This window comes from Streptomyces sp. NPDC050997 (genome assembly GCF_040660135.1).
Classification (GTDB): domain Bacteria; phylum Actinomycetota; class Actinomycetes; order Streptomycetales; family Streptomycetaceae; genus Streptomyces.
This window is the reverse complement of sequence record NZ_JBFAGK010000007.1, coordinates 19,506-45,525: the sequence shown is the minus strand read 5'-3', so window position 1 is coordinate 45,525 and position 26,020 is coordinate 19,506. Positions and strand designations below refer to the sequence as shown.

The window sequence follows — 26,020 nt, the reverse complement described above, 5'->3', positions numbered from 1 at the left end:
CGGAGTGGGCGATCGCGAGGACGCCATCGCATCCTCGGTCGGCCGTTACGGCTGCGCCCTGCGAGACTCCCGTGCGGCGGTGTACTCCGACAGGAGTGTCTCGAGGCGGCCCACCATGAAGTGGTAGTACTCCTGCATCTCGCTGAGCCGTTGCTGCTGCACTGCCGTCATCCCGGCACCCAGCACCTGCGCGTGTTCGGCGAGCTCGCGCAGTTGCGTGGTCGAAGCGACGATGTGCTGCAGGCAACCGACCCAGGCGTCGTCCCTCCAGCGGTAGACGAAATGCCGCTGTCCTTCTTCCTTGGAGCGCTCCACGGTGCCGTTGTCCATGAGCAGCCGCGTCATCTCCGAGACCGACCCCTTGCTCGCGTCGAGGGCGTCCTGGAGTTCGGCGAGGGTCATCGGCTTCTCGCTCAGCATCAACAGGCCGGCTGCCCGGCCGGCCATCGGTGGCCAGCCCATCGCCCGGCCGACGTGCATGCCGAACTCCTCGACAAGTGCGTCGTGGGCGTCGGGGTTGACGCCCTCAGCCGCCTGGGACACGGAGACCCTCCGAGCGGTCAGAAAAAAGTGAACGTTCAGTCTTGACTGAACTCTTCGAGCGCTGCACAGTACCAGGCAAGCCAGCGGGCCACCAAGGCCACGAGCGATCACCCTACGGCGGGAGACGAGACATGACGAGCGGCGGCTGGGACGTCATCGTGGTGGGGGCCGGGTCCGCGGGCGCCGCGTTCGCGGTTCGCTCGGCGGAGAAGGGCAAGCGGGTCCTGCTGCTGGAGGCGGGCCCCGATTACCGGTCGGCGCAGATGCACGAGGCGTGGCGTTCGCCCAACCCCGTGGTCGCGCTGATGGACCCCACAGCGGCCGAGGGGTTGCTCTGGATGGGGCTGACATCCTCGCGCACCGACAAGCAGCAGCAGGCGCCGTACTGGCGCGGTCGGGGGGTCGGTGGCAGTTCGTCGATCAACGGACAGATCGCGATCCGGCCGCCGATGGAGGACTTCGAGGACTGGACGGCCCTCGGCTGTTCGGGCTGGTCGCCACAGGACGTCCTGCCCTACTTCGCGAAGCTGGAGGACGACTCGGAGTTCGGTGACGAGCCGCACCACGGCCGCGGTGGGCCGACGCCGATCCACCGGATGCCACAGGACCGGTGGGGCGGTGTCGACACCGCACTGGCCCGGTCCGCTCTCGCCGCCGGGTTCGGCTGGGCCCCGGACGTCAACGCGCCTTCGGCGACCGGTGTTTCGCCGTACCCGATCAACTCGCGTGGCGGTCGGCGGGTGACGGTCAACGACGCGTACCTGGAGGCGGGCCGGGAGCTGAGCACGCTCAGCATCCGCGGAGACGCCCTGGTGGACCGGGTGGTCTTCGCCGGGAGCCGGGCGGTGGGAGTCCGGCTGCTCGTCGGCGGCCGGGTGGTGACCGAACACGCCGACACGGTCGTCCTCAGTGCCGGTGTGATCCACTCCCCGGCGATCCTGATGCGTTCGGGCGTCGGCCCGGCGGCGCACCTGCGCTCTGTGGGAATCGACGTGCGCCACGACCTTCCGGTGGGGCACGGCATGCAGGACCACCCGATGGCTCTGGTGTCGATCCCGCTGACGGATGCGGCAGCGGTCAAGACGCCGCACGACCGGCACACCAACGTCTGCGTCCGATGGACCAGCGGCTCCGATGCCCCACGAAACGACTTGATGTTCGTCTCGCTCAACCAGAACGTGCTGGCCATGGCCACTGCCTCGACCGGCACCAGTTCGGGAGCCTTCGGGGTCTGGCTGAACCAGAACTACTCCACCGGCGTGCTGACGCTTGCCTCGGCCGACCCCCTTGATCAGCCGCTGGTGCGGCAGCGAATGCTGTCCGACGGGCGGGACCTCGCCCGCATGCGTCAGGGTGTGCGGGCGCTGGTCGACCTGGCGTGTCGGCCCGAGGCCGCGGAGATCACGGCCGGCTCGCTCGAGAAGGAGAACGAGGCCCTGTTCCGTGTGCTGGACAGCGACAGCGGACTCGACGACCACCTGCTGGCCACGGTCATGGACGCGCAGCACGGCACCAGCACCTGCCGCATGGGTGTGGCCGGCGACCCCGGCACCGTCGTGGACAGCGAGTGCCGCGTCCTCGGCGTGGACGGCCTGCACGTGGTCGACGCCTCGGTCTTTCCCTCCGTGCCCCGCGCCAACACCAACCTCGCCACGATCATGGCCGGTGAGCTCATGGCCGACCGGATCGCCTGACACGGCCACGCCTGCCCGACCGATTCCGGCGGGCCCGGACCACTGCCACGCTTCCCGGCCCGTCACACGGAGGAGACCGCCCCGATGAAGACCCTGCAGAACCTGATCGGCGGCATCTGGGAGGACTCCCTGGATGACGTGCTGCTCGATGTCGTCAACCCCGCGACCGAGGAGGTCGTCGCCCGCGCTCCCGGCGGCTGCCGGGCCGACGTCGACCGCGCGGTGGCCGCAGCGATGCGGGCACAGCCCGCATGGGCGGCGCTGCCCGTGGGCGAGCGCGTCGCGCGGATTTCGGCATGGGCCGACATCATCGCCGAGCACGCCGAGGAACTCGCCGAACTCGAGTGCCGGGAGATGGGCAAGCCGACCGGGATCGGTCGCACCTTCATCGACGGCGCGGTGGCCGGCCTCAAGGCGTCGGCGAACCAGGCCCTGTCGTACGCCTTCGAGGAGACAGTCAGCCACCCCGACGCCGGCGCGACGGTGATCCGACGCCACCCGCTGGGGGCCACCGCGGTGATCACACCGTGGAACTTCCCGGTCACCATGGTTCTTGTCGCGCTCGGCCCGCTGCTGGCGGCCGGCAACACCGTCGTCGTCAAGCCCTCGGAACGCTCCCCGCTGTCGACCGTACGGCTCTTCGAACTGCTGAACCTGCCACCGGGGGTGGTGAACCTGGTCCTCGGCGACGCACGTGCCGGAGTACCCCTGGCCGAACACGAGCAGATCCAGCTCGTGCACTTCACCGGATCTGTCGAGGCCGGCCGCAAGGTGGGCGCGAGTACCGGCAGCCTGCTGCACCGCGCGGTGCTCGAACTCGGCGGCAAGGACCCCGTCGTCATCGACTCGGGCGTCGACCCCACCACGACGGCGGCGGCCGTCGCGTTCGGCGCCTTCATCAACACCGGCCAGATCTGCACGTCCATGGAACGCGTCTACGTCCATCAGGACATCGCCGACGAGTTCATCGACGCGCTGGTCGAGCAAGCCCAGACGTACACCATGGGCGACGGCCACGACGAGGGCGTCATGATGGGCCCGCTGGTCGACGAGCGTCAGCTCGACATCGTCCGGCAGCACGTCGCCGACGCGGTCGCGCGCGGTGCGACGATCCGCGCGGGAGGAGTCGAGCCGGACGGCAAGGGCTTCTTCTACCCGGCCACGGTCCTGACCGGCGTCGACGATTCGATGCTGGTCATGAACGAGGAGACCTTCGGCCCGCTCGCCCCCGTCGTGGTCGTCTCCTCCTTCGAGGAGGGCCTCGAGCATGCCTCCCGGTCCCGCTTCGGCCTCGCCGCGACGGTCTACACCGACGACCCCGACCACATAGCCGCAGCCGCCCGGATCCCCGCAGGCGTCGTCTGGATCAACCAGTGGCAGGGCGGTGGCCCGGAACGCCTCTACGAACCGGCCGGCGACAGCGGCATGGGCGCCACGGGTGCGACCGCGTCCTACGACGCCGCCACCCGCCCGACCTCCGTCCACATCGCCGCGCGGCCCGCGTCGTGAGGAGCTCGCCGACGAACCCCAAAAGCATCATCGAGCGGCGGGTCCGGACAGCGGAACGCGACCTGCTGGATCTGTCCCACCGGATCCACGCCCACCCGGAACTGGCCTTCCAGGAGATCCGTGCCAGTGACTGGGTCGCCCAGCAGCTGAGCGAAGCCGGATTCGAGGTCCAACACGGCTGCTACGGCCTGCCCACCGCGGTCCGCGCCACCGTGGGCTCCGGACCGCTGCACATCGCGATCTGCGCGGAGTACGACGCGCTGCCGGAGATCGGCCACGCCTGCGGACACAACGTGATCGCCGCCGCCGCGGTGGGCGCCGGACTCGGGCTGGCCGGCCTCGCCGACGACCTCGGAATGACAATCACCGTGCTCGGGACACCGGCCGAGGAAGGCGGCGGCGGCAAGGTTCTCATGCTCGAACGCGGAGCCTTCGACGGACTCGACGCCGCGATGATGGTGCATCCCGCGGCCGTCGAGATGGAAGCCATGCCCGGCTCGGCGGTCTCCATGTTCGACGTGTCCTACCGAGGCACGCCCGCGCACGCGGGTGCCTATCCCGAACGCGGGGTCAACGCGGCCGACGCCATGACCGTCGCCCAGGTGGCCATCGGACTGATGCGCCAGCAGACCACAGCCGCGGACCGCATCCAGGGCATCGTCACCGAAGCCGGCAGCGCGGCGAACATCATCCCGGACGCCAGCCGAGGCCGATGGATCGTCCGCTCGGACGACCTGGAGGCACTCGCACCGCTCACGGCACGCGTACAGCGCTGCTTCGAAGCCGGAGCACTCGCCACCGGATGCGAACTGTCGATCGCTCAGGTCAGCCCCGACTACGCCGACATGCGACCCGACCCCGGGCTCCTGGCGCTGTACCGGGCCAATGCCGAGGCCCTTGGCCGATCCTTCCCCGACCTGCCCGGCGGCGCGGCCGTCGGAGCCGCCACCGACATGGGCAACGTGTCCCACGCCGTGCCCGCCATCCATCCCATGCTCGGACTGGACTGCGCACCCGCGGTCAACCACCAGCCCGAGTTCACCGCCGCATGCGTCACACCGGCCGCCGACCGCGCCGTCCTGGACGGCGCCATCGCGATGGCCTGGACCGCCGCCGACCTCGCCGCGACCTCCCAGGCTGTCAAGCGAGGGAAAGAATGATCAAGGGGCCGTTTCAGATCTCCTCTGAAACGGCCCCTGACCTGCGACTTCGTAAAGTCGGGACGACAGGATTTGAACCTGCGACCCCTTGACCCCCAGTCAAGTGCGCTACCAAGCTGCGCCACGTCCCGGTGCGCTACCACGGTCGCCCGTGTGAGCGCGCGGATCAACCCTACCGCATGCGCGCACGTCAGCCGCGCGCGCCGGGGGCCACGGTCACCTGCTCCGCGGCGGTGGTGTCACCCGCGGCGAGCGGGCGGCCCGTCGTACGACCAACGCGCCGGACCGGCACGAGCAGCGCGGCCAGCGCCGCGGCCAGGCAGAGCACGGCGAGCAGGGTGAAGCCGTGGGTGTAGCCGGAGGCGTACGGCAGGCCCGACGGCTGGAGGCGGCCGGTGACCAGGACGCTGGTGACCGCGGCGCCGATGGAGCCGCCGATGGTGCGGATGTTGGCGTTCATGCCGGTGGCCGCGCCGGTCTGGTCGGCGGGGACGCTGCTCACGATCAGGTTGGCCATGGAGGCGAAGGCGAGGCCGACGCCGAGGCCGAACAGCCCTGCGACGAGGGCGATCTGCCACTGCTCGTCGTGCCAGAGGGCGAGGATGCCGCAGGCGAGCGCGCCGAGCGCGGCACCGGTCGTCAGGAGGACCTTGGCGCCGAGGACCGGCTCCAGTCGGCCGCTGAGCACGCCGGAGAGGAACATCGCGACCAGCATCGGCAGCATGAGCAGTCCGGCGCCGGTGACGCTCGCGCCGAAGCCGTACCCGGCCGAGGACGGTGTCTGCACGAACCCGGGCAGGAAGGACCAGATCGCGTACATTCCGGCGCCGAAGAGGAACGCGGTGGTGTTGGTGGTCCACACGGCCGGCAGCCGCATGACCCGCAGGTCGATCAGTGGGGTGCGGGAGCGGGCCTCGGCGGCGAGCCACAGCGCGAACAGGACGACCGCGGCGGCGAACAGACCGAGCACCCGCGCCGAGCCCCAGCCCCACACGGCCGCCTGACTGAGCGGTAGCAGCAGGGCGACCAGCCACGCCGAAAGCAGCGCGGCACCTAGCCAGTTGACCTGCCCCTGCGCCCTGGTCGGGGACTCGGGCACATACCGTACGGCGATGATCGTGGCGGCCGCCACGATGGCGACCGGGATCCAGAACAGCCACCGGTAGTCCAGCGCGGTGACGATGGGCCCGGCGGCGACCATGCCGACGCCGCCGCCCGCCGCGATCACGGCGGACAGGTTGCTGATGCTGCCGCTCACCTCGGAGGGGGCGAACTCGTCCCGGATGATGCCGAAGGACAGGGGGAACAGGGCGCCGCCGACCCCCTGGACGGCCCGGGCGACGATCAGCACGCCGATGCTCGGAGCTAGCGCGGCGAGCAGACAGCCGACCGCCACCGTCACCAGGACGGCGACGAGGGTGCGCTTCTTGCCGATCAGGTCGCCGACCCGGCCGAGGATCGGGGTGAAGATCGAGGCGGACAGCAGATAGGCGGTCATCACCCAGGTCGCGGTGGACTGCGAGGTGTGCAGCGCGTGTTGGACGGTCGGCAGGGCCGGCGCGATCAGCGACTGCAGCATGGAGAACACACCGGCGCCGGCCGCGAGGACGGCGAAGGTGAGACGGGTGGACTTGCTGGGCATGGGAAGTGCCTCTCCGAACACGGGGTGCGGCCGACGCCTCGACCCACGGCCGTGCGGGCCCGGTGCGCGCCGGGGGCGGCACGGGGCACGGGGACGGCCGTGGTGAGCGGTCGCGGAAAGGTGGTGGGCCCACGGGCGATGCACGCAGCGGAGCCCGTGGTGAGTACAGGACGGGGGGTACGGGGATGTCGCCCCGTCGCCGATGCGTGCGGCCGCACGCATCCACGGCGAGCGCACCCCGCACTGGTAAAGTGGAGGTACCCCTCCACCATAACGGAGGCGTACCTCCGCTTCAACCTCGTCCCCGCCCGGGAGGCAGCCGTGACCGCCCAGCCGTTCCCCGTCAGCGAGATCGTCGCGTCCCGGCGGCCGCACCGGAAGGACGCCGCCCGCAACTACGACGCCCTGCTGGCCGCCGCCCGCGACGCGTTCGCGGAGCACGGCGCGGAGGCCTCTCTCGAGGACATCGCCCGGCGCGCGGGTGTCGGCATCGGCACGCTGTACCGGAACTTCCCCACCCGCCGTCACCTCTTCGAGAGCGTCTACGCGGACGAGGTCAACGCCCTGTGCCGGGTCGCCGAGGAGGTCGCCGACCGGGCCCCCTGGGAGGCCCTGATCGCCTGGCTGGACCGGTTCGCGGGCTACATGGTCACCAAGCGGGCCGTCCGCGAGGCGCTCAACGACGAGTCGGAGATCTTCGCCGCGTGCCGTGAGTCGATGTACGCGGCCGGCGGCCCACTGTTCGAACGGGCCCAGAAGGCGGGCGAGGCGCGCGTCGACATGGACTTCTCCGACCTGGTGCGGATGGTCGCGGGCATCACCGGTACGGCCTTCGACGACGACGCCCAGCGCGATCGGGTGCTCTCCGTCGCCCTGGACGGCGTGCGCGCCAGGCACTGAGATCCGGCCGAGTACGACCTGCTGCGGGCGGAGGCGAAGAGCTACGCCGACCGGCTGCGGAAGGCGGGCTCCCTGGTCGATCACCACGACGTGACGGGGGCGGACCACGGCTACGACGGCTCGGACGACGAGAAGGCGCGGGAGACGTACGCCCTGATCGCCCGCCAGGTGAGGGCGGCCGTCCACCGTGAGGCGACGGATGTCGCCGGCCGAGCCCCGAGCGGCCGGCGGCATCCGGTCCGGTGGTCCGTTCAGGAGGTCGGCGTGGGCGGGACGAGGCCGAACTTCTCGGCGTTCTCCGTGAGTTCGCGCCACACCTTCGGCGCCACCGGGATCCCACGCTCGGCCCGCTCCACGGCGACGGCCGCGCTGCGCTCGCCGGGGTAGTACACGCCGTCGGCGCCGTCCGCGACCGGCAGGCCCTTGAGGGTGCTCAGTGTGGCGTCGACGGCGGCGGTGAAACCCTCCGCTCCGCCGAAGGCGGCCGGGTCGACGGCGATGAGCAGGGCGTTCTGGCGGTGTGTGCGGCCTTGCGGGTCGTCCGAGTGGAACGCGGCGAAGATCGGGGCCCCGACCAGCACGCTGGTGAGCAGTTCGAACGCGAGGGACATGCCGGACCCCTTGGCGCCGCCCAGCGGCAGCGGCATGACCGCCTTCTCCGGATCGGTGGTGGGGGTGCCGTCCTCGGTGGCGGCCGCGCCCTCGGGCAGCGGGGTGCCGCTCGCCCTGGCCTGGCGGATCTTGCCGAGGGCGACGGTGGCCGTCGCCATGTCGAGGAGCAGTGGCGGGTGACCGGACGACGAAGCGGTCGGTACGGCGATGGCGAGCGGGCTGGTCGCGACGGCGGCGCCCTTGACTCCCGTGTAGCCCATGTTGGGCATCCCGGCGACGAAGCCGAGACCGACCAGGCCCTGTTCGGCGATCTTCGAGACGTAGTAGCCGATGGCGCCGGTATGCACGGTGCCGCGTACGCCGACGGAGGCGATGCCGTTGGTGCGCGCCCGGCTCACGGCCTCGTCGGCGGCGGCGACGAGGGCGACCGGGCCGGGGGCGCGGTCGGCGTCCAGGACGGCGGCGGCCGGGGTGGTCGACTCCACCCTCATCTCGGCCCGCGCGTTGGCCACGCCCTTGGCGAGCAGCTCCAGATAGGCGGGGACCCGGGCGATGCCGTGGGAGTCGACGCCGCGCAGGGCGGCCCAGACGAACACGTCGGCGGTGGTGGCGGCGTCCTCGGGGCTGAGCCCGCCCTTCTCCAGCAGGGCGGCGGAGAAGGTGCGCAGGTCCTCGGCCCGGACGCGGACCTTGCCCGGCTTGGCGGTCGGTGTGTCGGTCATGGTGGCGGATGCCTCCTGGGTCAGCGGGTGACGAGGACGTCGACGACGGCGGTGGTGCCCTCGGACATGGCCTTGAGCGCGCGCTCCAGCGCGGGCGCGAGCGCGTCCGGCGCGTCGACGGTCTCGGTGTGCATGCCGAACGGCTCGGCGAACTGCGCGAGTCGGGGCAGCCGGTGCAGATCGGTGCCGAGCCACTCCCCCGTCTCGGCGGCGGCGCCCTCGGGGTAGAACCTGCGGTGGTTGAGATTCATCGACTTGTAGACGCGGTTGTTGAACACCACGATCAGCAACGGCAGGTCGTACGCCTTCGAAGCGTCGTACGACGGGATGACGGGGTTGTACGCGAACGCGCCGTCGCCGATCGTGAGCACCACCGGGCGCTCCCGGGCGGCGAGTTTGACGCCGAGCGCGACCGCGATGCCCTGGCCGAGGCCGCCCTGCACATAGAAGTAGGAGTCGGGGGCGTCGGTCTGGACGTGCCGCTTCACCACGCGGCTGTGGGTGATGGTCTCGTCGACGACGATGCCGTCCTTGCCGTCGAGCAGCTTGCGCAGTGTCGCGGCGACCAGCACGGGGTCGATGCCCTCGGCCTGGGCGGAGGCCTTCGCCTCGGCACCGGCGATGGCGGCCTGCTCGGCGGCGTGCCGCTGCTCCTGCGCGGTACGCCGTAGCGCGACCGCGGCCTCGTCCAGATCCTTCGCCCGCTTGGCGAGCTGGCGCAGGGTGTTGGTGACGTTTCCTTCCAAGTACTTGTCCGCGAACAGGACTTGGTAGACGACGTGGGGGCGCTGCGGGACCTCGTCGATGACGACGATCCGCGCCTTGGAGGGGCGGCGCGACGGCGGGTAGAAGGGGGCGCGGCAGTTGACGAGGAGGATCAGGTCCGCCTCGTCCATCCAGGGGCCGATGTCGCTGCCGGCGTGCAGCGGGTGGGTGCGCGGGAAGTTGCCGCAGACCGCCGAGTCCGGCTCGACGACCGGGATGTGCCACGCCTCGGCGAAGGCGACCAGGGCCTCGAAGCCGCCCGCCTCACGGCCTGCCGTCTCCGTGACGATCACGGGGTCGGCCGCCTCGCGGATCATCCGGGCGACGGGGTCGACCTCTTCCGGCGAGCTGTGTGTGGAGCCCGGCGGGACGATGGGCTTGGCCTCGCGGCCGTCCCACTCCTCCAGGAGGATCTCCAGCGGGATGTTCAGGTACGCCGGTCCCGCCGGGGCCCGCCAGGCCAGCTCCGCCGCCCGGGCGACCATCGTGGGCAGGGTGTGGACGCCGGCGGCCTCGTTGGACCACTTGGTGAAGGGCTGCGCGATCTGGTGCGGCCCGCCCACGACGGACAGGTTGCGGTACCACTGGCCGCCCGGGTCCCGGCCGGGGCCGTCGCCGTACGTGGTCGACTCCGAGGAGGAGACCACCATCGGGACGCCCGCGAGCAGCGCCCCGTGGACGGCCATCGAGCCCTGCAACAGACCGGGGGCCGCGTGCAGCAGCACCCCCTGCGGGCGGCGCTCGACCAGGCCGTAGCCGGTGGCCATGCCGACGGCGACGGTCTCGTGCGTCAGGTCCAGGTACTCGGGGCAGGGCAGCCCCTCCCGGTGGCGCCGGGCCAGCGACTCCCACACCGGGGCCCACTCGGAGCCCGACGAGCAGAACAGGTAGTCGGCGCCGACGGCGTTGAAGGCGGTGACGAGAGCGTCGCCGCCGTCGGCGCCCGGGGAGTTGGTGGTGTCGGTCATCTCTCGTGCTTCCTCAGCCCTCGATCGGCCAGTTCAGGACCTCGGAGATACCGCGGCCCATGATCCATTCAAGTTCCTCGGGCGTGAAGTCCCAGTGCTTGGTGAACTGCTCGATCGTGTCGGTGTAGGTGATGCCGTGGCCGAGCAGGCGGGTGATGTCGGTGCCGTAGAAGCAGCGCTGCGGGCCCATCTTGTCGACCATCTCGCGCACGTACTTCTGGATGTTGTTGTTCGGGAAGGGCTGCGTGGAGTAGCCCGGGAGCGCCGAGACCTTGACGTAGATGTTCGGGTGGGCGGCCAGGTCGGCGGTCTCCTGCACCCAGTAGCCGATCGCGTCGTCGACGCAGCGGGCCATGATGCCCATGTGGTCGATGATGATCTTCAGCTCGGGGTGTTTGGCGGCTATCTCGCCCAACTCCCGCTTCCAGATCGGGGCGTGGACCATGGTCGGGATGCCGAGTTCCTCGGCGATGGGCCAGTACCAGTCGTTGGTGCCGTCGATCATCCAGTTGCGGTCGATCGGCCGGTGGAAGGTGAGGCGGGTGCCCTTCACGTGCGGGTTCTGGGCGAAGTCCGCCAGCATCGCCTTGCCCTCTTCGGGCTTGTTCTGCGGGATGCGGGCCATGATGCCGAAGCGGTCCGGGTGCGCCTCGCAGGCTTCCAGGGCGTAGTCGATGCGGTCGCCCTCCCAGGACGGCGGAAGGATCAGCGCGCGATTGACGCCGGCCTCGTCCATCAGCTCCAGGGCCTCCTCGTACGAGAAGGGGTCCTCGCGGTGTCCGTTGAGGCGGATGCGCTCCCGTGCGCCGGGGACCCAGGGGCGGTCCGGGGTCTCTTCCTTCCAGATGTGGATCTGGGTGTCGACGACGAACATGTCGTGGGCTCTTTCTCTCGAACGGGGCTGGCGGGGTGGTGCGGTTGGAACGCTAGGCGGGACGGGAGGCCTTGCAGAGCCCTGGGAACGCAAGCTGTTGTTGCGCGAAAGACCGCTCTACGCAGGGCATTCACTGATTGCTTCACGCGTCGTCATGCGTCGTCACGCGTCGTCACGCCTCGCCGAAGACAGCGTCGACGATGTGTTCGGCGATCGCCATGGAGGCCGTGGCGGCCGGTGAGGGCGCGTTGCGTACGGCCGTGACCCGTCCCGTTCGGTGGATGCGGAAGTCGTCCACGAGGGTGCCGTCCCGGTCCAGGGCCTGGGCGCGGACGCCCGCCCCGCCGCGCACGACGTCCCTGACGCCGACACCGGGGACGTACGCCTCGGCGTCCTTCATGAAGGCCGCCGCGGACAGCGAGCCGCGGTACTCCTTGACGCCCGTACGCCAATGCCGGGCGGCCATCCTCCAGGAGCCCGGGTAGGCGGCGAGTCCGAGGAGGTCCCTGGGCGAGATCCTGCCGAGTTGGTAGCCCTCCCTGGCCAGGGCCAGGACGGCGTTCGGGCCGACCTCCACCGAGCCGTCGACGCGCGGGGTGAAGTGCACGCCGAGAAAGGGGTAGCGCGGGTCCGGGACCGGATAGAGGAGCCCGCGGACGAGGTGCGTCCGGTCCGGCTTGAGGAGCATGTACTCGCCCCGGAACGGGACGATCCTCGGCTCCTGTCCGTCCCGCGCCATCCTGGCCACCGAGTCCGCGTGCAGGCCCGCGCACAGGATCAGCCGGTCGACGCGGACCCGGTGCTGCCCGGAGGCCACCGCGATGCCGCCCGGCACGTCGGTGAGGGACGTGACCGGGAAGCCGAGCCTGACCTCGCCGCCCGAGGCCTCGATGTCCTTGGCGAACTCCCGGGCGATCGCCGGGTAGTCGGTGATCGCGGTGCGCGGGGAATGCAGGGCCGCGATGCCGCCGGCGTGGGGCTCGATCTCGCGGATCTCCTCCTTGGAGACCTTGCGCAGATCGGGCACGTGGTTGGTCCTGGCCCGCTCGTAGAGGCTCTCCATCCGGCCCAGTTCGTCCGGGTGTACGGCCATGACGAGCTTGCCGATCTCGTCGTACGGCACTCCACGGTCCCGGCAGTACTCGCGCAGCATGGACACGCCCCGTACGCACAGGTCGGCCTTGAGGCTGCCGGGCGGGTAGTAGATCCCGGCGTGGACGACGCCCGAGTTGTGCCCGGTCTGGTGGACGGCGACCCGCTGCTCCTTCTCCAGCACCACGACGCGGGTGCCGGGGCGGCGCAGGGCGATCTCGCGGCCCGTGGCCAGACCCACGATGCCGGCGCCGACGATGCCGATCGTCTCGTCAGCCATCGGCGTGCTCCTCTCTCGTGCTGTGCTCAGGTGCTGTACTCAATTGCTGTGCACGGGTGTTGTGCTCAGGCGCCGAAGTGGACGGCCACCGTCTTGACGCGGGTGGAGAAGCGCAGGACTTCGTCGCCCTGCTCCTTGTAGGCGGTACCGGAGTCGCGGAACCCGCCGAAGGGCAGATGGACGTCCCAGCCGGTGGTCGTGGTGTTGACCGCGACCTGTCCGCACTCGGCCTCGTCGGCGAAGCGGTAGGCGTGTGTCAGGTCGCGGGTGAAGACGGCGGCGGCCAGGCCGAAGTCGGAGTCGTTGACGGCCTCGACGGCGGCGGCGAAGTCGTCGACCGTGCGCACGGCGAGGACCGGGCCGAAGACCTCCTCACGCCAGATCGCCGTCTTCGGGGTGACGTCGGCCAGCACGGTCGGCCGCACGTAGCAGCCGTGGGCGCGCTCGCCCTCGGTGTCGGCCGTGCCGCCGGTCAGCAAGGTGGCGCCCTGTTCGATCGCGCGGCCGATGTCGGCGAGGACGGAGTCCCGCTGCTTCGGGCTGGACAGCGGGCACAGGGTGGTGGCCGGGTCGCAGCCGGGGCCGACTCTCAGGGCCTCGACCTCGGTGACCAGCAGGCGGGCGAACTCCTCGTACACCGGCCGCTCGACGATCACACGGCTGGTGGCGGTGCAGCGTTGGCCCGCCTGTCCGAACGAGGCCGCTACGACGGCCTTGACCGCGGCGGGCACATCGGCGTCCTTGAGTACGACGGAGGCGTTCTTGCCGCCGAGTTCGCCCTGGAAGCGGACGTTGCGGTCGGCGAGGCGGCGGCGGATGCGGTTGCCGACGGCGTTGGAGCCGGTGAAGGTGATGCCGACGATCCGGGGGTCGTCCAGGAGGGCCTCCTCGATCTCCGCGGTACGGCCGGTCACGACGTTGAGCACTCCGGCGGGCAGACCGGCGTCGTGCAGGGCGCGGGCGAAGTGCAGACCCGACAGCGGTGTCTCGGTGGCCGGCTTGAACACGGCCGCGTTGCCGGCCGCGAGCAGCGGGGCGAGCTTGCGGGCCGGGGTGATCAGCGGGTCGTTCCACGGGCTGATCACCAGGATGACGCCGATGGGCTCGCGCTGGGTGTGGGTGCGGTGGTTCGGGCGGACGTCGTGCAGGAGGGTGCCGTAGCCCTGGCGGGCCAGACCCGCGTAGTACTCCAGGAAGTCGGCGGCCTTGAGGGTCTCGCCGGTCGCCTCGGTGAGGGTCTTGCCGTTCTCGGCCGTGACGTCGGCGGCGATCTCCTCGACCCGCTCGCGGATCAGCCGGGCCGCGTCGGTGAAGACGCGGGCCCGCTCGAAGGGGCTGGTGCGCTTCCAGGCGGCGAAGGCACGCTCGGCGTGGTCGTAGACGCGGGTGACGTCCTTGGCGGCGAGGGCGGGGACGCGGGCGATCGGGGCGCGGACGTCGGCCGGGTCGTGGACGTCGATCCAGTCCCCGGTGGTGACCCACTCCCCGCCGGAGAGGGTTTCCAGTGTGCGCATGGAGATCACTTCCTTTGTCGTCCGCGGAGGCGGATCGTGCGGGCAGGATGCGACAACACACCATGTGGGAGCGGGCCACCAGCCCCGTGGGGGCAGGCATTGGTTGCGTCGTGCGGGGGTCGGCCGACGGTTGATCCGTGCTGGAATCGTGCGGGTCGGACCCGCCACCAGGAGGAAACAGATGGCCTATACAGTCGTCGCCCAGTACCGCTGCGCCGCCGACCACGAGGCGACGGTGCGGGACGCTCTGCTGAGGGTGCGCGAATACACCAGGGGCGAGCCCGGGAACGAGGTGTACGAGGTGCATGCCGTGGCCGACGAGGCTGGCGGTTTTCTGCTGTACGAGCGCTACACGGATCGGGCCGGGTTCGAGGCGCACAAGGTTGCGGAGCATTTCAAGGAGATCATCGTAGAGACCGTGTGGCCGTTGTTGACCGACCGTACGGTTACTTTCGCCGAGGTGATTTAGCGTCTGCCGGGCTTGTGTGCGTTTTGGGGCGCGGGTTTGTGTGTGGCTTGTCGCGCAGTTCCCCGCGCCCCTTTGGGGCGTTTCAGAACTCGTTGCCCCAGCAGTATCGGGCGATTGTCTCTACCAGCACTAGCTTCTTGTGCTGGTCCTCGGCTGTCAGCAGGGGGCGCGATGCCATGTCGGCGAAGCCTCGGGACGGCGATACGGCCGCGTCCTCCAAGTCCTTGAACTCGCCTGCCGGGTCGATCCGTTCCATCACCGTGTCGATGTCCTCCAGCTCGGGCACCGTCGCGTCGACGATGCCCAGGCAGAAGTCGCGGTTCTCGGGCAGTGCCCTGACCAGGGCGAGTTCGGCCGGGGTGCCCTGGTGGAAGGGGAGGATCCAGCGGTCGGCCCCGATCGTGCCGTAGAGCTGCTCGGCGCGGGCCCGGTCCACCGCGGTGGGAGCGACCCAGCCAGGGGCGACGCCGATCCGTACGCCCTCGGGACGCTCGTCCAGCCGTACCGCGAGCGCGTCCACGGCGAGCGCGTCCTCGAAGGACAGCGCGCCCGGATCGGCCGGGTCGGTGCCCAACTGACCTAGCAGGAGAGGGTTGTTGAGCTGAATGAGACGTACGCCCTTGGCGACCAGCAGCTCGATCTCCGCCTGGATGATCTCCGCGAGGGCCTCGCCCAGTTCGCGGGCGGAGGGGATGCCGAGGCCCGGCTGGAAGGTCGTGGCGGCGAGGTACGCCGGGGAGGGCAGCGACGTCTTCGGGGCGATGACCGTCAGCTCGGCGAGCCGCGTCGCCCAGTCCGCGAGCAGCGGGCCGTTGGCCTTCGGCAGGGACTCGGCGACCCAGCGCACCAGGCCGTCGGTGCCGGTCTCGTCCGTACGACGGAATCCTGACACGCCGTCAAAAATCGCGCTGCGGAAGTCCTCACGCGGGAAGTCGCCGTCGGTGACGACGGTGGAGCGCAGCTTGCGCTGATACGCGACCGCCTCGCGCACCGCGTCCGCCACCGACTCCGGATCGTCCGTGGACAGGCCGACGGGGCGGACCAGGCTGCCGTGGTGGTCGATGCGGTAGTTGAACGTGTCCGCCATGGCTCACGCGTCCTTTCCGGAGGTTGTGGCCTGGCCGCCCGTGACGCCCCAGGCGGCGAACTCCAGCTCGTAGCCGAGGGATCGCAGGACCTCTTCGGCGATCTGCTGGTCCTCGTCGGCGGTGCCGCCGGCGATGCCGAGGCCGCCGATGATCTCGCCGTCCTTCTTGATGGTGAGGCTGCCCTCGGTGGCCATGATCGGCATGGCGGCGCCGGGGAGTTGGGAGAGCTGGGAGAAGAAGACCGGCTGGCTCTCCTGCCACTTCCTCAGCATCGTGCCGGGGCGCTGCATGATCGCGGCGGTGTAGGCCTTGGCACGGGCGATGTCCGGGGTGAGCGGGCGGGCTCCGTCCGGGCGGCGGATGGCGATGGGGAAACCGCCCGCGTCCACCACGGCGACGCTCACCGCCTTCCCGATCGCCCGGGCGCGTTCGTGGGCGGCGTCGATGATCTCCTCGGCGGCGTCCAGCGTCAGGCTGCTCATACGGCTTCCTTCGGTGCGGGGCTCATGCGGCTTCGGTGCGGGCGTTGAGGGTGCGGCGCAGGTGGGCGACGGCCGCGTTGTATTTCCGGGGTGTCTCCCAGTACATGGAGTGCGGGGCGCCCTCGACGATCTCCAGGTGGGAGCCGGGCAGCAGTTCGTGGGCGCGGGTCACGGTCTTCACGCTGAGCACCGCGTCCCGCTCGCCGGCGAGGAACGCGACCTTGACGCCCGAGTTCTGGATGTCCTCCAGTGAGGGCCCGTCGGTGTCGAGGTTGCGCAGGTCCTGCATCTTGGCGACGTTGAAGGTGCCCATCTGCTGGAACAGGAACGTCAGGTCGGCGCGCTCCTGCTGGAACGGCCTGGTCAACAGGCGGTCGATGACGGGCAGCTTGACGGCTTCGGCGCGGTCGGCGGCGGCCAGTTCCCTCAGCTCGGGGTGGCTGATGCCGCCGAGGGAGTGGCCGAGGACGACGGAGGAGACCCGCTCGGGACGCAGCAGGCCGGCGCGCAGGGCGGCGACCGAGCCGATGGACTGGCCGACCAGCATGGCGTCGGTCAGGTTCTCCTGGTCGAGGACGGCGACCACGTCACCGGGGAAGTCCTGGCCGTCGAACTCCTTCATCGACGAGTCGGACTTGCCGAAGCCGCGCAGATCGACGGTGACGACGGTGAACTCGTCGCGCAGCGCGGCCACTTGCTGCCACCAGGCGGCGTGGTGGCCGCCGCTGCCGTGCACGAACAGGATCGCCGGGCCGCTGCCGTGGCGCTCGTAGTAGATGGCGGTGCCGTCGGAGTCGGCAATGGGCATGAGGATGAACTCCCGTATGTACGTGCTCAGTTGGGGCGACGGCCGTGGAAGACGAGCTCGATCATGGTGTGGTCCGGGTCGTGGATGTAGCAGAACTTCGACTGGTTCTCCGGCCGTTCGATCGGCCGGGTGTGTCGGATGCCCAGCTCCTTGAGGTGGGCGAGGAACTCGTCCCAGTCGTCGACCTCGACGGCGAAGTGATAGGGCGCCATGCGCTCCATCTCCTCGACGGGCGTGAAGTGCAGGTCGAAGGTGCCGCGGGTCATCAGCACCACACGCGTGTTGGACTTGGGCATGATCCGCTTCATGCCGAAGACCTTGGTGTACCACTCGGCGGTCCGGTCGGGGTCCGTGGTGGGGAAGTTGACGTGGTGGATGTAGCGGGGTGCGTTGCTCATACGTGGTTCCCTTCTGGGTGTACGGGGTTGGAGAGCACGCCGATGCCGCTGATCTCGACGTCCACGGTGTCGCCCGGCTCGATCCGGCAGGTGGACTCGGCGCCCATCCACAGCACGTCGCCGGGGTGCAGGGTGATGTGCCGGGTGATCTCGACGATGTAGTCGAAGGGGTCGAAGACCATGTCGCCGGTGGGGAACGCGGCGCGGACCTCGCCGTTGACGCTCAGCGTGGTGGTCTGCGCCAGGGCCTCGACGTCCGTCTCGATCCACGGGCCCATCGGCTTGAACGTGTCGCTGTTCTTGCTGCGCCAGAAGGTGCGGTCCTGGTGCTGCCAGCTGCGGGCGCTCACGTCGTTGCCGATGGTCCAGCCGAAGACGGACCCGCGCGCTTCCTCGTGGGTGGCGCGGCGGACCGTACGGCCGATGACCGCGACGAGTTCGGGCTCGGCCTCGAACCGGCCCTCGACCTCGTCCGGCTTGACGATGGGCGAACCGTGTCCGGTCAGCGCGTTGTTGGCGCGGTAGCCGACCTCGGGGCGGTCCGGGGTCGGCACCCCGGCGTGCTCGATGTGCCGGGGGTAGTTGAAACCGACCGCGTAGAAGACGGGAGGCACAACAGGCGGCAGCCATACGGCCGTCGCACGCGACACCGTACCGATGACATCCGGTTCGCCCTCCAGGGGGGAACCGGACAGCAACGAGATGTCCTCCTCCCCCACCCGGCCCCACACCGGTCGCCCGTCCACCGAGACTCGCGTGTACCTCATGGCACCAGCTGGTGGGAGACGCGCTTCGTGATCAGGTAGGCGTCCAGGGCCTCGGGGCCGCCCTCACGGCCGTAGCCGCTGTCCTTCACCCCTCCGGAGGGGGCCTCGTGGACCGAGCCGCCGCAGTGGTTGATCGACAGGATGCCGGCCTCCAATTCACCGGAGAGCCGCTCGACGGTCGCGGCGGACCTTGTGAAGCCGTAGGCGGCGAGGCCGTACGGCAGTCCGTTCGCGGTCGTGAGCGCCTCGTCCAGGTCGGTGAAGGCGACGATGGGGGCGACCGGTCCGAACGGCTCTTCGTGCATCAGCTCGGCGTCCGCCGGTACGTCGGTCAGGACGGTCGGCGCGAAGAAGTACCCGGCACGGTCGAGCCGTCGACCGCCGGTGAGGACCGTGGCTCCCCGGGCGACGGCGTCGGCGGTGAGGCGCTCCATCGCCGTCAGCCGGCGTTCGTTGGCGAGGGGGCCCATCGTCGTGCCGTCCGCCAGCCCGTCACCGACGACGATCCCCTCGGCGGCCTTCACGAACTCGGCGGTGAACTCCTCGACCAGGCTCTCGTGGACCAGGAAGCGGCTCGGTGAGGTGCAGACCTGGCCGGCGTTGGCGAACTTCGCCCGGGCGGCGTTGCGGGCGGCCGGTACCGGGTCGGCGTCCGCGCACACGATCACCGGGGCGTGGCCGCCGAGCTCCATCAGGGACGGCTTCATGACCTTGCCGGCCTCGGCGGCGAGGAGCTTGCCGACGGGGACCGAGCCGGTGAAGGCGATCAGACGGGTGGTCGGGGAGGCGATGAGGTGGGCGGAGACCTCGGCGGGCTCGCCGAAAACGAGGTTGAGGACACCGGGCGGGAGGCCCGCGTCGGCGTAGCACCGGACCAGTGCGGCGACGGTGGCGGGCGTCTCCTCGGAGCCCTTGATGATGATCGAGCAGCCGGCCGACAGCGCGGCGGAGATCTTCCGGTTGGGTCCGCCGACCGGGAAGTTCCACGGGACGAAGGCGGCCACGGGGCCGATGGGCGCACGCCGTACGGTCAGCACGGTGCCGGGGGCGGAGGGGATGATGCGGCCGTACGCGCGGCGGGCGTCGTCGGCGTGCCAGCGCAGGGTGCCGGCGGTGCGGCGGGCCTCTCCGGTCGACTCCGCGAGCGGCTTGCCCTGCTCCAGGGTCATCACGCGGCCGATCTCGGCGGCGCGCTCGGTGATCAGGTCGGCGGCGGTGTGCAGAATCGCGGTGCGCCGGTCGACGGATGTGTCGCGCCAGACGCGGAAGCCCTCTTCGGCGGCGCCGAGCGCGCGGTCCAGGTCGGCGGTCGTGGCCAGCGGAACCTCTCCGATCACCTCCTCGGTGGCCGGGTTCACGATCGGGGCGGTACTGCCGGTCCCGCCCCGGCACCACTCGCCCGCTATGTACATACGGACGGCGGGGTAGCCCTGGTCGGTGGTCATGGGTGGGTGCCTCTCAGGCTGGCGGGCGAAGCAGGGCGGGGCTGAGGCTGAGTTCAGGAAGCGGAGGCGTCCTGGTCGCGGTTGGTGCGCAGGGCCCAGATGTGGTGGGGCGGGGTGGTCTCGTGGACGCGGGTCTCGTAGCTGTCGTCGACCCGGTCCATGTCGGCGGCGTACTCGACACGGCCGCCGCACGGGGCGTGCAGGAAGCGGAAGACGTTGGAGCCGATGGTGTGGCGGCCGAGTCTGCGCGCCTCCCGCCAGCCCTTCTCGATCATGTGGTTGCCGCCCTCGATCACGTCGTCGAAGCCGGGGACCTCGTAGGCGATGTGGTTGATCCCGGCCCGGTCTGGCCGGTGGCACAGCAGCATGGTGTGCTGGTCGTCGTCGCCCGGAGCCTGCATGAAGACGCCCATGGGCTCGACCACGTCGGTGGGCCGGAATCCGAGACGGTCGGTGTAGAAGGCGACGGCCTGGTCCTTGCCCGGCTTCGGGATGTTGAGGGCGACATGGCACATCCGCAGCGGGTGGGCCCGCTCGATCGGCTCCAGTGCGGTGTTCCAGCGGTTGACGTCGCCGAGCGCGTTGGCGGGCCGCGCGGTGACCGGCGCCGGCCTCGGCCGGGCCAGGGTCAGTCCGACGCCGAAGCCGGTCTCGTCCACGGTGTGGAAGACACCGTCGGCGCTCTCGCGGACCTCGCGGTCCGTGCCGGCCGCGGCCGCCAGCCGCCGCAGTTCCTCAGGTGTGTCGACGCCCCACACGACCTCGCGCAGGGTGGGGCCGTCCTCCACCGGGGGCGGCAGCGAGGGATGCGGCCGGGTGTCGAGGTGGAGGGTCTGGCCGGTGCGTGTCTCGAACACCGCGTGCTCGTCGGTCCGCTCCACGGGGAACAGCCCGAAGTCGTCGAAGAACCGGACGCATTCGGCGAGGTCGTCGATGCCGTAGGTGACCGATTCGATTCTCTGGATTCCCATGGATTCCTCGTTTCCGGGTCGCCCTGGTGAGCGTAGGTTTCTCAGACCGAGAGCCTCAACGTCCCGAGCTCTACGAGGTTCGCAATCGTTTCTTGCGGGTCAGGGACGGTCTCAGGGAATCCCTTACGGCCGGATCGCGGGAATGGGATTCTGCGAGAACCACTCGGCGAGGAAGGCGAGGAACACGCTGACCTTGCGCGGGGTGTCCTGCCCGGGTCCGTAGATCGCGTACAAGGGGCGGTCGGGGACGGCCAGTTCGGGGAGCAGGGCCTGGAGGGCGCCGGAGACCAGGTCGTCGTAGACCGGACGCTGCGGGAGCAGGGCGATGCCCCGGCCGTGGACGGCCGCCTTCTGCAGGGCGATGTAGGAGTTGGACGAGAACGCGATGTTGCGGATCTTGTGCAGGGTGCTCGCGTGTCCGTGGCCGATGCGCCAGACCGGGTCGTTCACGTGCACCAGGCAGTCGTGGGTGGCGAGGTCGTTCGGGTGGGCGAGGGCGCCGTGCCGGTCGATGTACGACTTCGAGGCGCACAGCACGAACGGCAGTGAGGAGATCTTCTTCAGGCGGACGCTGGAGTCCCGCAGGTCCCTGGTGTGGAAGGCGATGTCGAACCCGCTGTCCAGGAAGTCGTACGTCCGGTCGGACATGCCTCCGAGTTCGAAACGGACCTGGATTTTCGGATGGGCGGCGGAGAACGCGGCGATGGCGTCGCCGAGATCCAGACTGCCTATCCATTTGGGGCAGATGATGCTCAGTGTGCCTTCGGCACGGTCGTGCAGCTGCGCGATTCCGGCGTCCTCGGCGTCGATCTCGTCGAGAATGCGCGCGGCGAATTCGGCGTATCGCTGACCCGGTTCGGTGAGGCTGACGGAACGGGCCGTGCGATTGACCAGGCGGACCCCCACCTGTCGTTCCAGTTCGGCGACGTGCCGTGACACCAGCGAGCCGGAGGAGCCCAGCTTCTTGGCGGCTCCGCTGAAGCTGCCTACCTGCGCGACGGTGACGAAGCTGTGCATGAGGAGCAGTCGATCCATGTTTTCCTCCGGGGGCTCCCGCCCGCTCACGCGCAGCACGGGAGCGGGGGCGCGGATGCGGCTCGGACGCGGCGGGGCAGGCACCGTTTCCCGGTGCGGCTCGCTACGCGGGGCAGTACTGGGGTGCGTCGCTCACGTTGTCCTCGGTGACCAAGACAAGAGGAATGTTGGCAATCTTGTCAACCGTCTTGGCCTTGTCCTTGTCCAGCAGGCCGAGGGTGTTCTTCACCGCCGTCTGCCCGATGGTCATCGCCGAGTTCGCCACCGTGGCCGACAGCCGGCCGCTCTTGACGGCCGCCAGCCCGTCCTTGGTGCCGTTGACGGTGACGATCTTGACGTCCTCGGCGCCGGCCGCGTCGAAGGCCTTACGGACGGCGAAGGCCATCTCCTCGTTGGCGACGAAGGCGTAGTCCAGGCCGGGCTGAGCCTGGATCATGTTCTCGGCGACGTCCTGCGCCTTGGCCGGGTTGAACATGCCGGGCTGGTTCGCCACCACCTTCGCGGTCGACGGCAGCGCGTTCTGGAAGCCGGCGACCAGCAGGTCGGACGCGGCACCGGGGGCGCCCGCGACGATGCCGACCTTTACGTTCTTGCCGGCCGCGTCCTTCTCGATCCAGCCGGCGTCCAGCGCGCCCACCTTCTTGAGGTCGACGACGGCGGCACCGAGGACGTCCGACATGTCGGAGGTGGCGACGGAGGTCAGGTAGATCGGGATGCCCGCGCTCTTGGCCTTGGCTATGTCGCCTTCGAGGGCGTCGACGTTGACGGTCTGGACGATCAGGGCGTCCACGTTCCGGGCGATCATGTCCTCGATGTTGGACAGTTCGGTACCGGCGTCCTGCTTGGAGTTGGCCGAGTAGACCGTGGCACCGTCCGCCTTGGCCGACTGCTCGACGGACTTGAGCAGACACTGGTGGAAGTTGGTGTTGGCGCCGTTGACGAACCCGAGGCTGACCGAGCCGTCGGCGGCCCCCGCCCCGTCGTTCGCGGTGCCGCATCCGGAGAGCACCAGGGCGGCCGTGCCGACGAGCGAGGCCGCGGCGTAACCGCGGGCGCGGGCGGTGGACTTCATGGGGTTGACCTTTCCTGCGTCGTTGAAGAGAAGGTGTGGTGTCCGTACGGCCCTATCGCCCCGGCGCTGACTTCCGCTGAAACTCGTTGATGATCGCCGCGACGAGCAGTACCGCGCCGGTCACGACGTACTGGTAGTAGCTGTTGACCTGGAGCAGGTTGAGCGCGTTGGCGACGACGCCGAGCAGCACCACGCCGAGGACGGTTCCCACGACGGTGCCGTGGCCGCCGGCCAGCGAGGTGCCGCCGATGACCACCGCGGCGACGGCGGTCAACTGGAGTTGCAAGCCGCCCGTGTTGGGGGCGGCGGCGCCGAGCCGGGACAGCAGCATCAGTCCGGCCAGACCGGCGAGGGCGCCGGCGAGGGCGTACAGGGCGAGTTTGCGGCCCAAGACGTTGATGCCGCTGAGGCGGGCCACGTGCTCGTTGCCGCCCATCGCGAAGGCGTCCCGGCCGAAGGTGCTGAACCGCATCGCCAGCCCGATCGCGGCGAGCACGAGGATCGCGACGACGCACAGGTAGGGGATGCCGAACAGCTTGTCGTTGCCGAGGGCCCACATCCGCCGGCCGATGGTGATCGACTCGCCGTCGAGGACCAGCAGGGCGACCCCGTCGAGGAGCATCGCGGAGGCGAGGGTGGCGACGAAGGGGGCGACCTGGGTGAAGGTCACGACCAGGCCGTTGACCAGACCGATCAGGGTGGCCAGCAGCAGCGTGAGGACCACGGTCACGAGTGTGGAGCGGCCGTCGTGCAGCAGGGTCGCGCCCACCGACACGGTGACGGCGGCGTTGCTGCCCATGGAGAAGTCCATGCCGCCCGCGGTCATCAGCAGGGTCAGTCCGGCCGCGATGACGGCGGTGACGCTGATCTGCCGCAGCACGTTGAGCAGGTTCTGTGAACTGGTGAAGGACTCCGCCTGGGCGGCGGTGAACAGCGCGACCAGGACGAGGACCACGATCAGACCGCCGTGCGGGGCCCGCAGCAGGGCACGGGGCGACAGCCGGGACGCGGGGCGCTCGGGCGGGCCGGCCGCGATGTCCGGGGTGGCGGAGGGGGTCTTGAGGCTCACTGCGGCTGACCTCCGAGTGCGGTGGCGACGAGCTCGTCGCGGGTGATGGCGGTGATGTCGTGTTCGGCGACCGTGCGGCCGGCGCTGACGACGACGACCCGGTCGGCGAGCCGCATGACCTCCTCGGCGGAGGAGGAGGCGAGCAGGACGGCCACACCGCGCGAGGCGAGGTCGTCGACCAGGGTGTGGATGTCGGCCATGGCGGCGACGTCGACACCGTTGGTGGGGTCCTCGAGGAAGCAGGCCACGGGCTCGGTCTCCAGCCACTTGCCGAGCAGGACCTTCTGCTGGTTGCCGCCGGACAGCGCGCCCACGGGCGGGTTCCCGGTGAGGGCGACGACGCCGTAGCCGGCACGCAACGGGGCGGCGCGACGGGCGAGTTCGGTACGGCGGTGCAGCCTGCGGCGGGCGAAGCGGTCACCGGCCAGCATCAGGTTCTCGTCGAGGGTCATGCCCTGGACCAGGCCGAGGGTGCGGCGGTCGCCGGTGACGCAGCGCAGACCGCTGGCGAGAGAGGCGGGGACCTTGCCGAAGGGCACGCTCCGGCCGTCGACGCGCAACTCCCCCGCGTCCGGGCGCCGTCGCCCGCAGAGCAGGTCGAACAGCCGTGACTGGGCGTCACCCGCGGGGCCGAGGACGGCGACGATCTCGCCCTTGCGCACATCGACGGTGAAGTCCTGGATGGCCCGGCCGTGACTCAGGCCGCGCACGGACAGGCCGCTGTCGTCCTTCGGGGCGGGCCGTTCGGGCCGCCGCGAGACGACATCCCGGCCGACCATGGAGCGCACCAGCGAGGCGGGGTCCATCTCGGCGGCCGTGGCGCTGGTCACCACTGCCCCGTCGCGCAGGACGGTGAGGCGGTCGGCGAGCGCCATGACCTCGTCGATGTAGTGCGATATGTAGACGACGGCGACCCCGTCGTCCCGCAGGGTCCGCACCAGGGAGCGGATGCGGCCGGCGTCGTCGGCGCTGAGGCAGGCGGTCGGCTCGTCGAGGATCAGGATCCGTCCGCCGCGGCGGACCTCGCGGGCCACCTCGACCATGGTCTGTTCGGCGACGGTGAGGGTGCCCGCGACGCGTTCCACGTCGATGTCGATGCCGAGGCCGGACAGTGCCGCGCGGGCCTCGTCCCGGACGGCCCGCCAACGCACCGCGCGGCCCCGGGTGGGCAGGTCGCCGAGCATGACGTTCTCGGCGACGGTCAGCCCCATCGCCAGTTCCCGGCGCTGCGGCACGCACGCGATGCCGAGCCTGCGGGCCTTGCGCACGGTCAGCCCGGAGTGTGCCTGCCCACTCACCTCGATCGTGCCGCCGTCGGCGTGCCGCACCCCCGAAAGCACCTGCACCAGAGTCGACTTGCCGGCGCCGTTCATGCCCATCAGCGCGTGGATCTCGCCCGGGTACAGGTCGAGATCCACGCCCTTGAGCGCGGCGGCTCCGCCGAAGCTCTTGGTGATGCCCCGGACCCGGACCACGGGCGCGGGGGCCCGGTCGGACCGGGGTGTCACGGCCGCGGTCCGTCGCTGTCGGGGACGACTCGCCCGTAGCCGCGGATGTCCGGGAACGGGGGTTCCCGGTCGGCCTGCAGGTCCACCTGGAAGGTGTTCAGGCACATGCCGAGCATGGTGAAGTTGCCGAGCGCGCCGATGGTGTCGACCAGGCCCTTGGACCCGAAGTGCGCCAGGGCGGCCGCGAAGGTCTCGTCGGTGACGAAGTGCTCGTCGAGGATCTCTCGGCAGAACCGGTAGAAGGCCTGGTCCGCCTCGTTGTCGAAGACCGCCTCGCGCTTCTCGGCGATGGCCTTGACGGCGGCCTCCGGGACACCGGCCTCGATCGCCTGGTGCACATGCGCGTTCCAGGAGTACTGCGCGTCCCAGTTCCGGGCTGCCATCAGCAGCGTGAGCTCGCGCAGATGCTCGGGGAGGCTGCAGTCGAAGCGGGCGAAGGCGCCGAGGGACTCCGCCCGTTCGCACATCTCCGGGCTGTGCAGCCAGACCCGGAAGGGGCCTCGGACAGCGCCGCGGCGCCCGGCGATGCGGGCGGCCAACTCCTGCTGCCGCGGGTCCATTTCCTCTTCGCTGAGAACGGGGAGCCTCATCTGGCCGATACCTGCCTTTTCTTTCCGGCGCGTGTCCGGCACG

The 26,020-nt window shown here is 70.4% G+C and carries 24 protein-coding genes and 1 tRNA gene; 5 read left to right on the top strand and 20 right to left on the bottom strand.

Annotation, left to right across the window (positions count from 1 at the left end; genetic code table 11):
• Window positions 1-45: 45 nt before the first annotated feature.
• On the bottom strand, window positions 46-543 hold the full coding sequence (locus AB0H86_RS17745; RefSeq protein WP_362438726.1) for a hypothetical protein: 498 nt from the start codon (window positions 541-543) through the stop codon (window positions 46-48).
• A gap of 131 nt (window positions 544-674) precedes the next feature.
• Here AB0H86_RS17745 and AB0H86_RS17740 point away from each other — a divergent pair, with 131 nt between their 5' ends.
• From AB0H86_RS17740 to AB0H86_RS17730, 3 genes are all read left to right on the top strand, one after another.
• Window positions 675-2,237, top strand: coding sequence for a GMC family oxidoreductase (locus AB0H86_RS17740; RefSeq protein ID WP_362438724.1), 1,563 nt, complete (start codon window positions 675-677; stop codon window positions 2,235-2,237).
• A gap of 84 nt (window positions 2,238-2,321) precedes the next feature.
• Window positions 2,322-3,746, top strand: a complete 1,425-nt coding sequence (locus AB0H86_RS17735; protein ID WP_362438721.1) for an aldehyde dehydrogenase family protein — start codon at window positions 2,322-2,324, stop codon at window positions 3,744-3,746.
• Window positions 3,743-4,906 carry a M20 family metallopeptidase gene (locus tag AB0H86_RS17730; RefSeq protein ID WP_362438718.1) on the top strand — a complete coding sequence of 388 codons (1,164 nt, stop codon included), beginning with the start codon at window positions 3,743-3,745 and terminating at the stop codon, window positions 4,904-4,906. The genes AB0H86_RS17735 and AB0H86_RS17730 overlap by 4 nt, the downstream gene beginning before the upstream one ends.
• Before the next feature lie 57 nt (window positions 4,907-4,963).
• On the opposite strand, the gene AB0H86_RS17725 is transcribed toward AB0H86_RS17730, so the two are convergent.
• Window positions 4,964-5,037, bottom strand: a tRNA-Pro gene (locus tag AB0H86_RS17725).
• 59 nt (window positions 5,038-5,096) lie between these two features.
• Window positions 5,097-6,548: an MFS transporter gene (locus AB0H86_RS17720; RefSeq protein ID WP_362438715.1), complete on the bottom strand. Its 1,452-nt coding sequence runs from the start codon at window positions 6,546-6,548 to the stop codon at window positions 5,097-5,099.
• A 321-nt stretch (window positions 6,549-6,869) separates the two neighbouring features.
• Here AB0H86_RS17720 and AB0H86_RS17715 point away from each other — a divergent pair, with 321 nt between their 5' ends.
• Complete coding sequence (locus tag AB0H86_RS17715) at window positions 6,870-7,448, top strand: helix-turn-helix domain-containing protein (protein ID WP_362438712.1); 579 nt, start codon at window positions 6,870-6,872, stop codon at window positions 7,446-7,448.
• A 251-nt stretch (window positions 7,449-7,699) separates the two neighbouring features.
• Here the strand turns inward: AB0H86_RS17715 and AB0H86_RS17710 are convergent, their stop codons facing one another.
• The 5 genes from AB0H86_RS17710 to AB0H86_RS17690 form a co-directional block, all read right to left on the bottom strand.
• On the bottom strand, window positions 7,700-8,782 hold the full coding sequence (locus AB0H86_RS17710) for an Ldh family oxidoreductase (RefSeq protein WP_362438709.1): 1,083 nt from the start codon (window positions 8,780-8,782) through the stop codon (window positions 7,700-7,702).
• Window positions 8,783-8,802: 20 nt separating this feature from the next.
• Entirely contained in the window at window positions 8,803-10,515 is a 1,713-nt protein-coding gene (locus AB0H86_RS17705) for a thiamine pyrophosphate-dependent enzyme (RefSeq protein WP_362438706.1), read from the bottom strand.
• A 13-nt stretch (window positions 10,516-10,528) separates the two neighbouring features.
• Window positions 10,529-11,389, bottom strand: a complete 861-nt coding sequence (locus AB0H86_RS17700) for an amidohydrolase family protein (protein WP_362438703.1) — start codon at window positions 11,387-11,389, stop codon at window positions 10,529-10,531.
• 172 nt (window positions 11,390-11,561) lie between these two features.
• Window positions 11,562-12,761: an L-2-hydroxyglutarate oxidase gene (lhgO, locus tag AB0H86_RS17695; RefSeq protein WP_362438700.1), complete on the bottom strand. Its 1,200-nt coding sequence runs from the start codon at window positions 12,759-12,761 to the stop codon at window positions 11,562-11,564.
• Window positions 12,762-12,826: 65 nt separating this feature from the next.
• Complete coding sequence (locus AB0H86_RS17690) at window positions 12,827-14,275, bottom strand: aldehyde dehydrogenase family protein (RefSeq protein WP_362438697.1); 1,449 nt, start codon at window positions 14,273-14,275, stop codon at window positions 12,827-12,829.
• A 181-nt stretch (window positions 14,276-14,456) separates the two neighbouring features.
• Here AB0H86_RS17690 and AB0H86_RS17685 point away from each other — a divergent pair, with 181 nt between their 5' ends.
• On the top strand, window positions 14,457-14,744 hold the full coding sequence (locus tag AB0H86_RS17685) for an antibiotic biosynthesis monooxygenase family protein (protein ID WP_362438694.1): 288 nt from the start codon (window positions 14,457-14,459) through the stop codon (window positions 14,742-14,744).
• A gap of 82 nt (window positions 14,745-14,826) precedes the next feature.
• Here AB0H86_RS17685 and AB0H86_RS17680 read toward each other — a convergent pair whose 3' ends face one another.
• The 12 genes from AB0H86_RS17680 to AB0H86_RS17625 all read right to left on the bottom strand — a co-directional run bounded on the left by AB0H86_RS17680 (window position 14,827) and on the right by AB0H86_RS17625 (window position 25,947).
• Window positions 14,827-15,831 (bottom strand): methionine synthase II (cobalamin-independent)-like protein, encoded by a 1,005-nt coding sequence (locus tag AB0H86_RS17680; RefSeq protein WP_362438691.1) that lies wholly within the window; start codon window positions 15,829-15,831, stop codon window positions 14,827-14,829.
• A 3-nt stretch (window positions 15,832-15,834) separates the two neighbouring features.
• A complete protein-coding gene (locus AB0H86_RS17675) occupies window positions 15,835-16,314 on the bottom strand; it encodes a heme-binding protein (protein WP_362438688.1) in 480 nt (159 codons plus the stop codon).
• 22 nt (window positions 16,315-16,336) lie between these two features.
• Window positions 16,337-17,122 carry an alpha/beta hydrolase gene (locus tag AB0H86_RS17670; RefSeq protein WP_362438685.1) on the bottom strand — a complete coding sequence of 262 codons (786 nt, stop codon included), beginning with the start codon at window positions 17,120-17,122 and terminating at the stop codon, window positions 16,337-16,339.
• A 26-nt stretch (window positions 17,123-17,148) separates the two neighbouring features.
• Window positions 17,149-17,520, bottom strand: a complete 372-nt coding sequence (locus AB0H86_RS17665) for a VOC family protein (protein WP_362438682.1) — start codon at window positions 17,518-17,520, stop codon at window positions 17,149-17,151.
• Complete coding sequence (locus tag AB0H86_RS17660) at window positions 17,517-18,287, bottom strand: fumarylacetoacetate hydrolase family protein (RefSeq protein WP_362438679.1); 771 nt, start codon at window positions 18,285-18,287, stop codon at window positions 17,517-17,519. The genes AB0H86_RS17665 and AB0H86_RS17660 overlap by 4 nt, the downstream gene beginning before the upstream one ends.
• Complete coding sequence (locus AB0H86_RS17655; protein WP_362438676.1) at window positions 18,284-19,732, bottom strand: NAD-dependent succinate-semialdehyde dehydrogenase; 1,449 nt, start codon at window positions 19,730-19,732, stop codon at window positions 18,284-18,286. The genes AB0H86_RS17660 and AB0H86_RS17655 overlap by 4 nt, the downstream gene beginning before the upstream one ends.
• A 53-nt stretch (window positions 19,733-19,785) precedes the next feature.
• Complete coding sequence (locus tag AB0H86_RS17650) at window positions 19,786-20,703, bottom strand: VOC family protein (RefSeq protein ID WP_362438673.1); 918 nt, start codon at window positions 20,701-20,703, stop codon at window positions 19,786-19,788.
• Between the two features lie 123 nt (window positions 20,704-20,826).
• Window positions 20,827-21,738 (bottom strand): LysR family transcriptional regulator, encoded by a 912-nt coding sequence (locus tag AB0H86_RS17645; RefSeq protein ID WP_362438670.1) that lies wholly within the window; start codon window positions 21,736-21,738, stop codon window positions 20,827-20,829.
• A gap of 103 nt (window positions 21,739-21,841) precedes the next feature.
• Window positions 21,842-22,810: a sugar ABC transporter substrate-binding protein gene (locus tag AB0H86_RS17640; protein ID WP_362438667.1), complete on the bottom strand. Its 969-nt coding sequence runs from the start codon at window positions 22,808-22,810 to the stop codon at window positions 21,842-21,844.
• 52 nt (window positions 22,811-22,862) lie between these two features.
• Window positions 22,863-23,879 (bottom strand): ABC transporter permease, encoded by a 1,017-nt coding sequence (locus AB0H86_RS17635; protein ID WP_362438664.1) that lies wholly within the window; start codon window positions 23,877-23,879, stop codon window positions 22,863-22,865.
• Window positions 23,876-25,387, bottom strand: coding sequence for a sugar ABC transporter ATP-binding protein (locus AB0H86_RS17630; protein WP_362438661.1), 1,512 nt, complete (start codon window positions 25,385-25,387; stop codon window positions 23,876-23,878). The genes AB0H86_RS17635 and AB0H86_RS17630 overlap by 4 nt, the downstream gene beginning before the upstream one ends.
• The gene (locus tag AB0H86_RS17625) at window positions 25,384-25,947 is read right to left on the bottom strand and encodes a carboxymuconolactone decarboxylase family protein (protein WP_362439664.1); all 564 of its coding nucleotides are present in this window, start codon (window positions 25,945-25,947) and stop codon (window positions 25,384-25,386) included. Before AB0H86_RS17625 ends, AB0H86_RS17630 begins: the two co-directional genes overlap by 4 nt.
• Window positions 25,948-26,020: the final 73 nt, after the last annotated feature.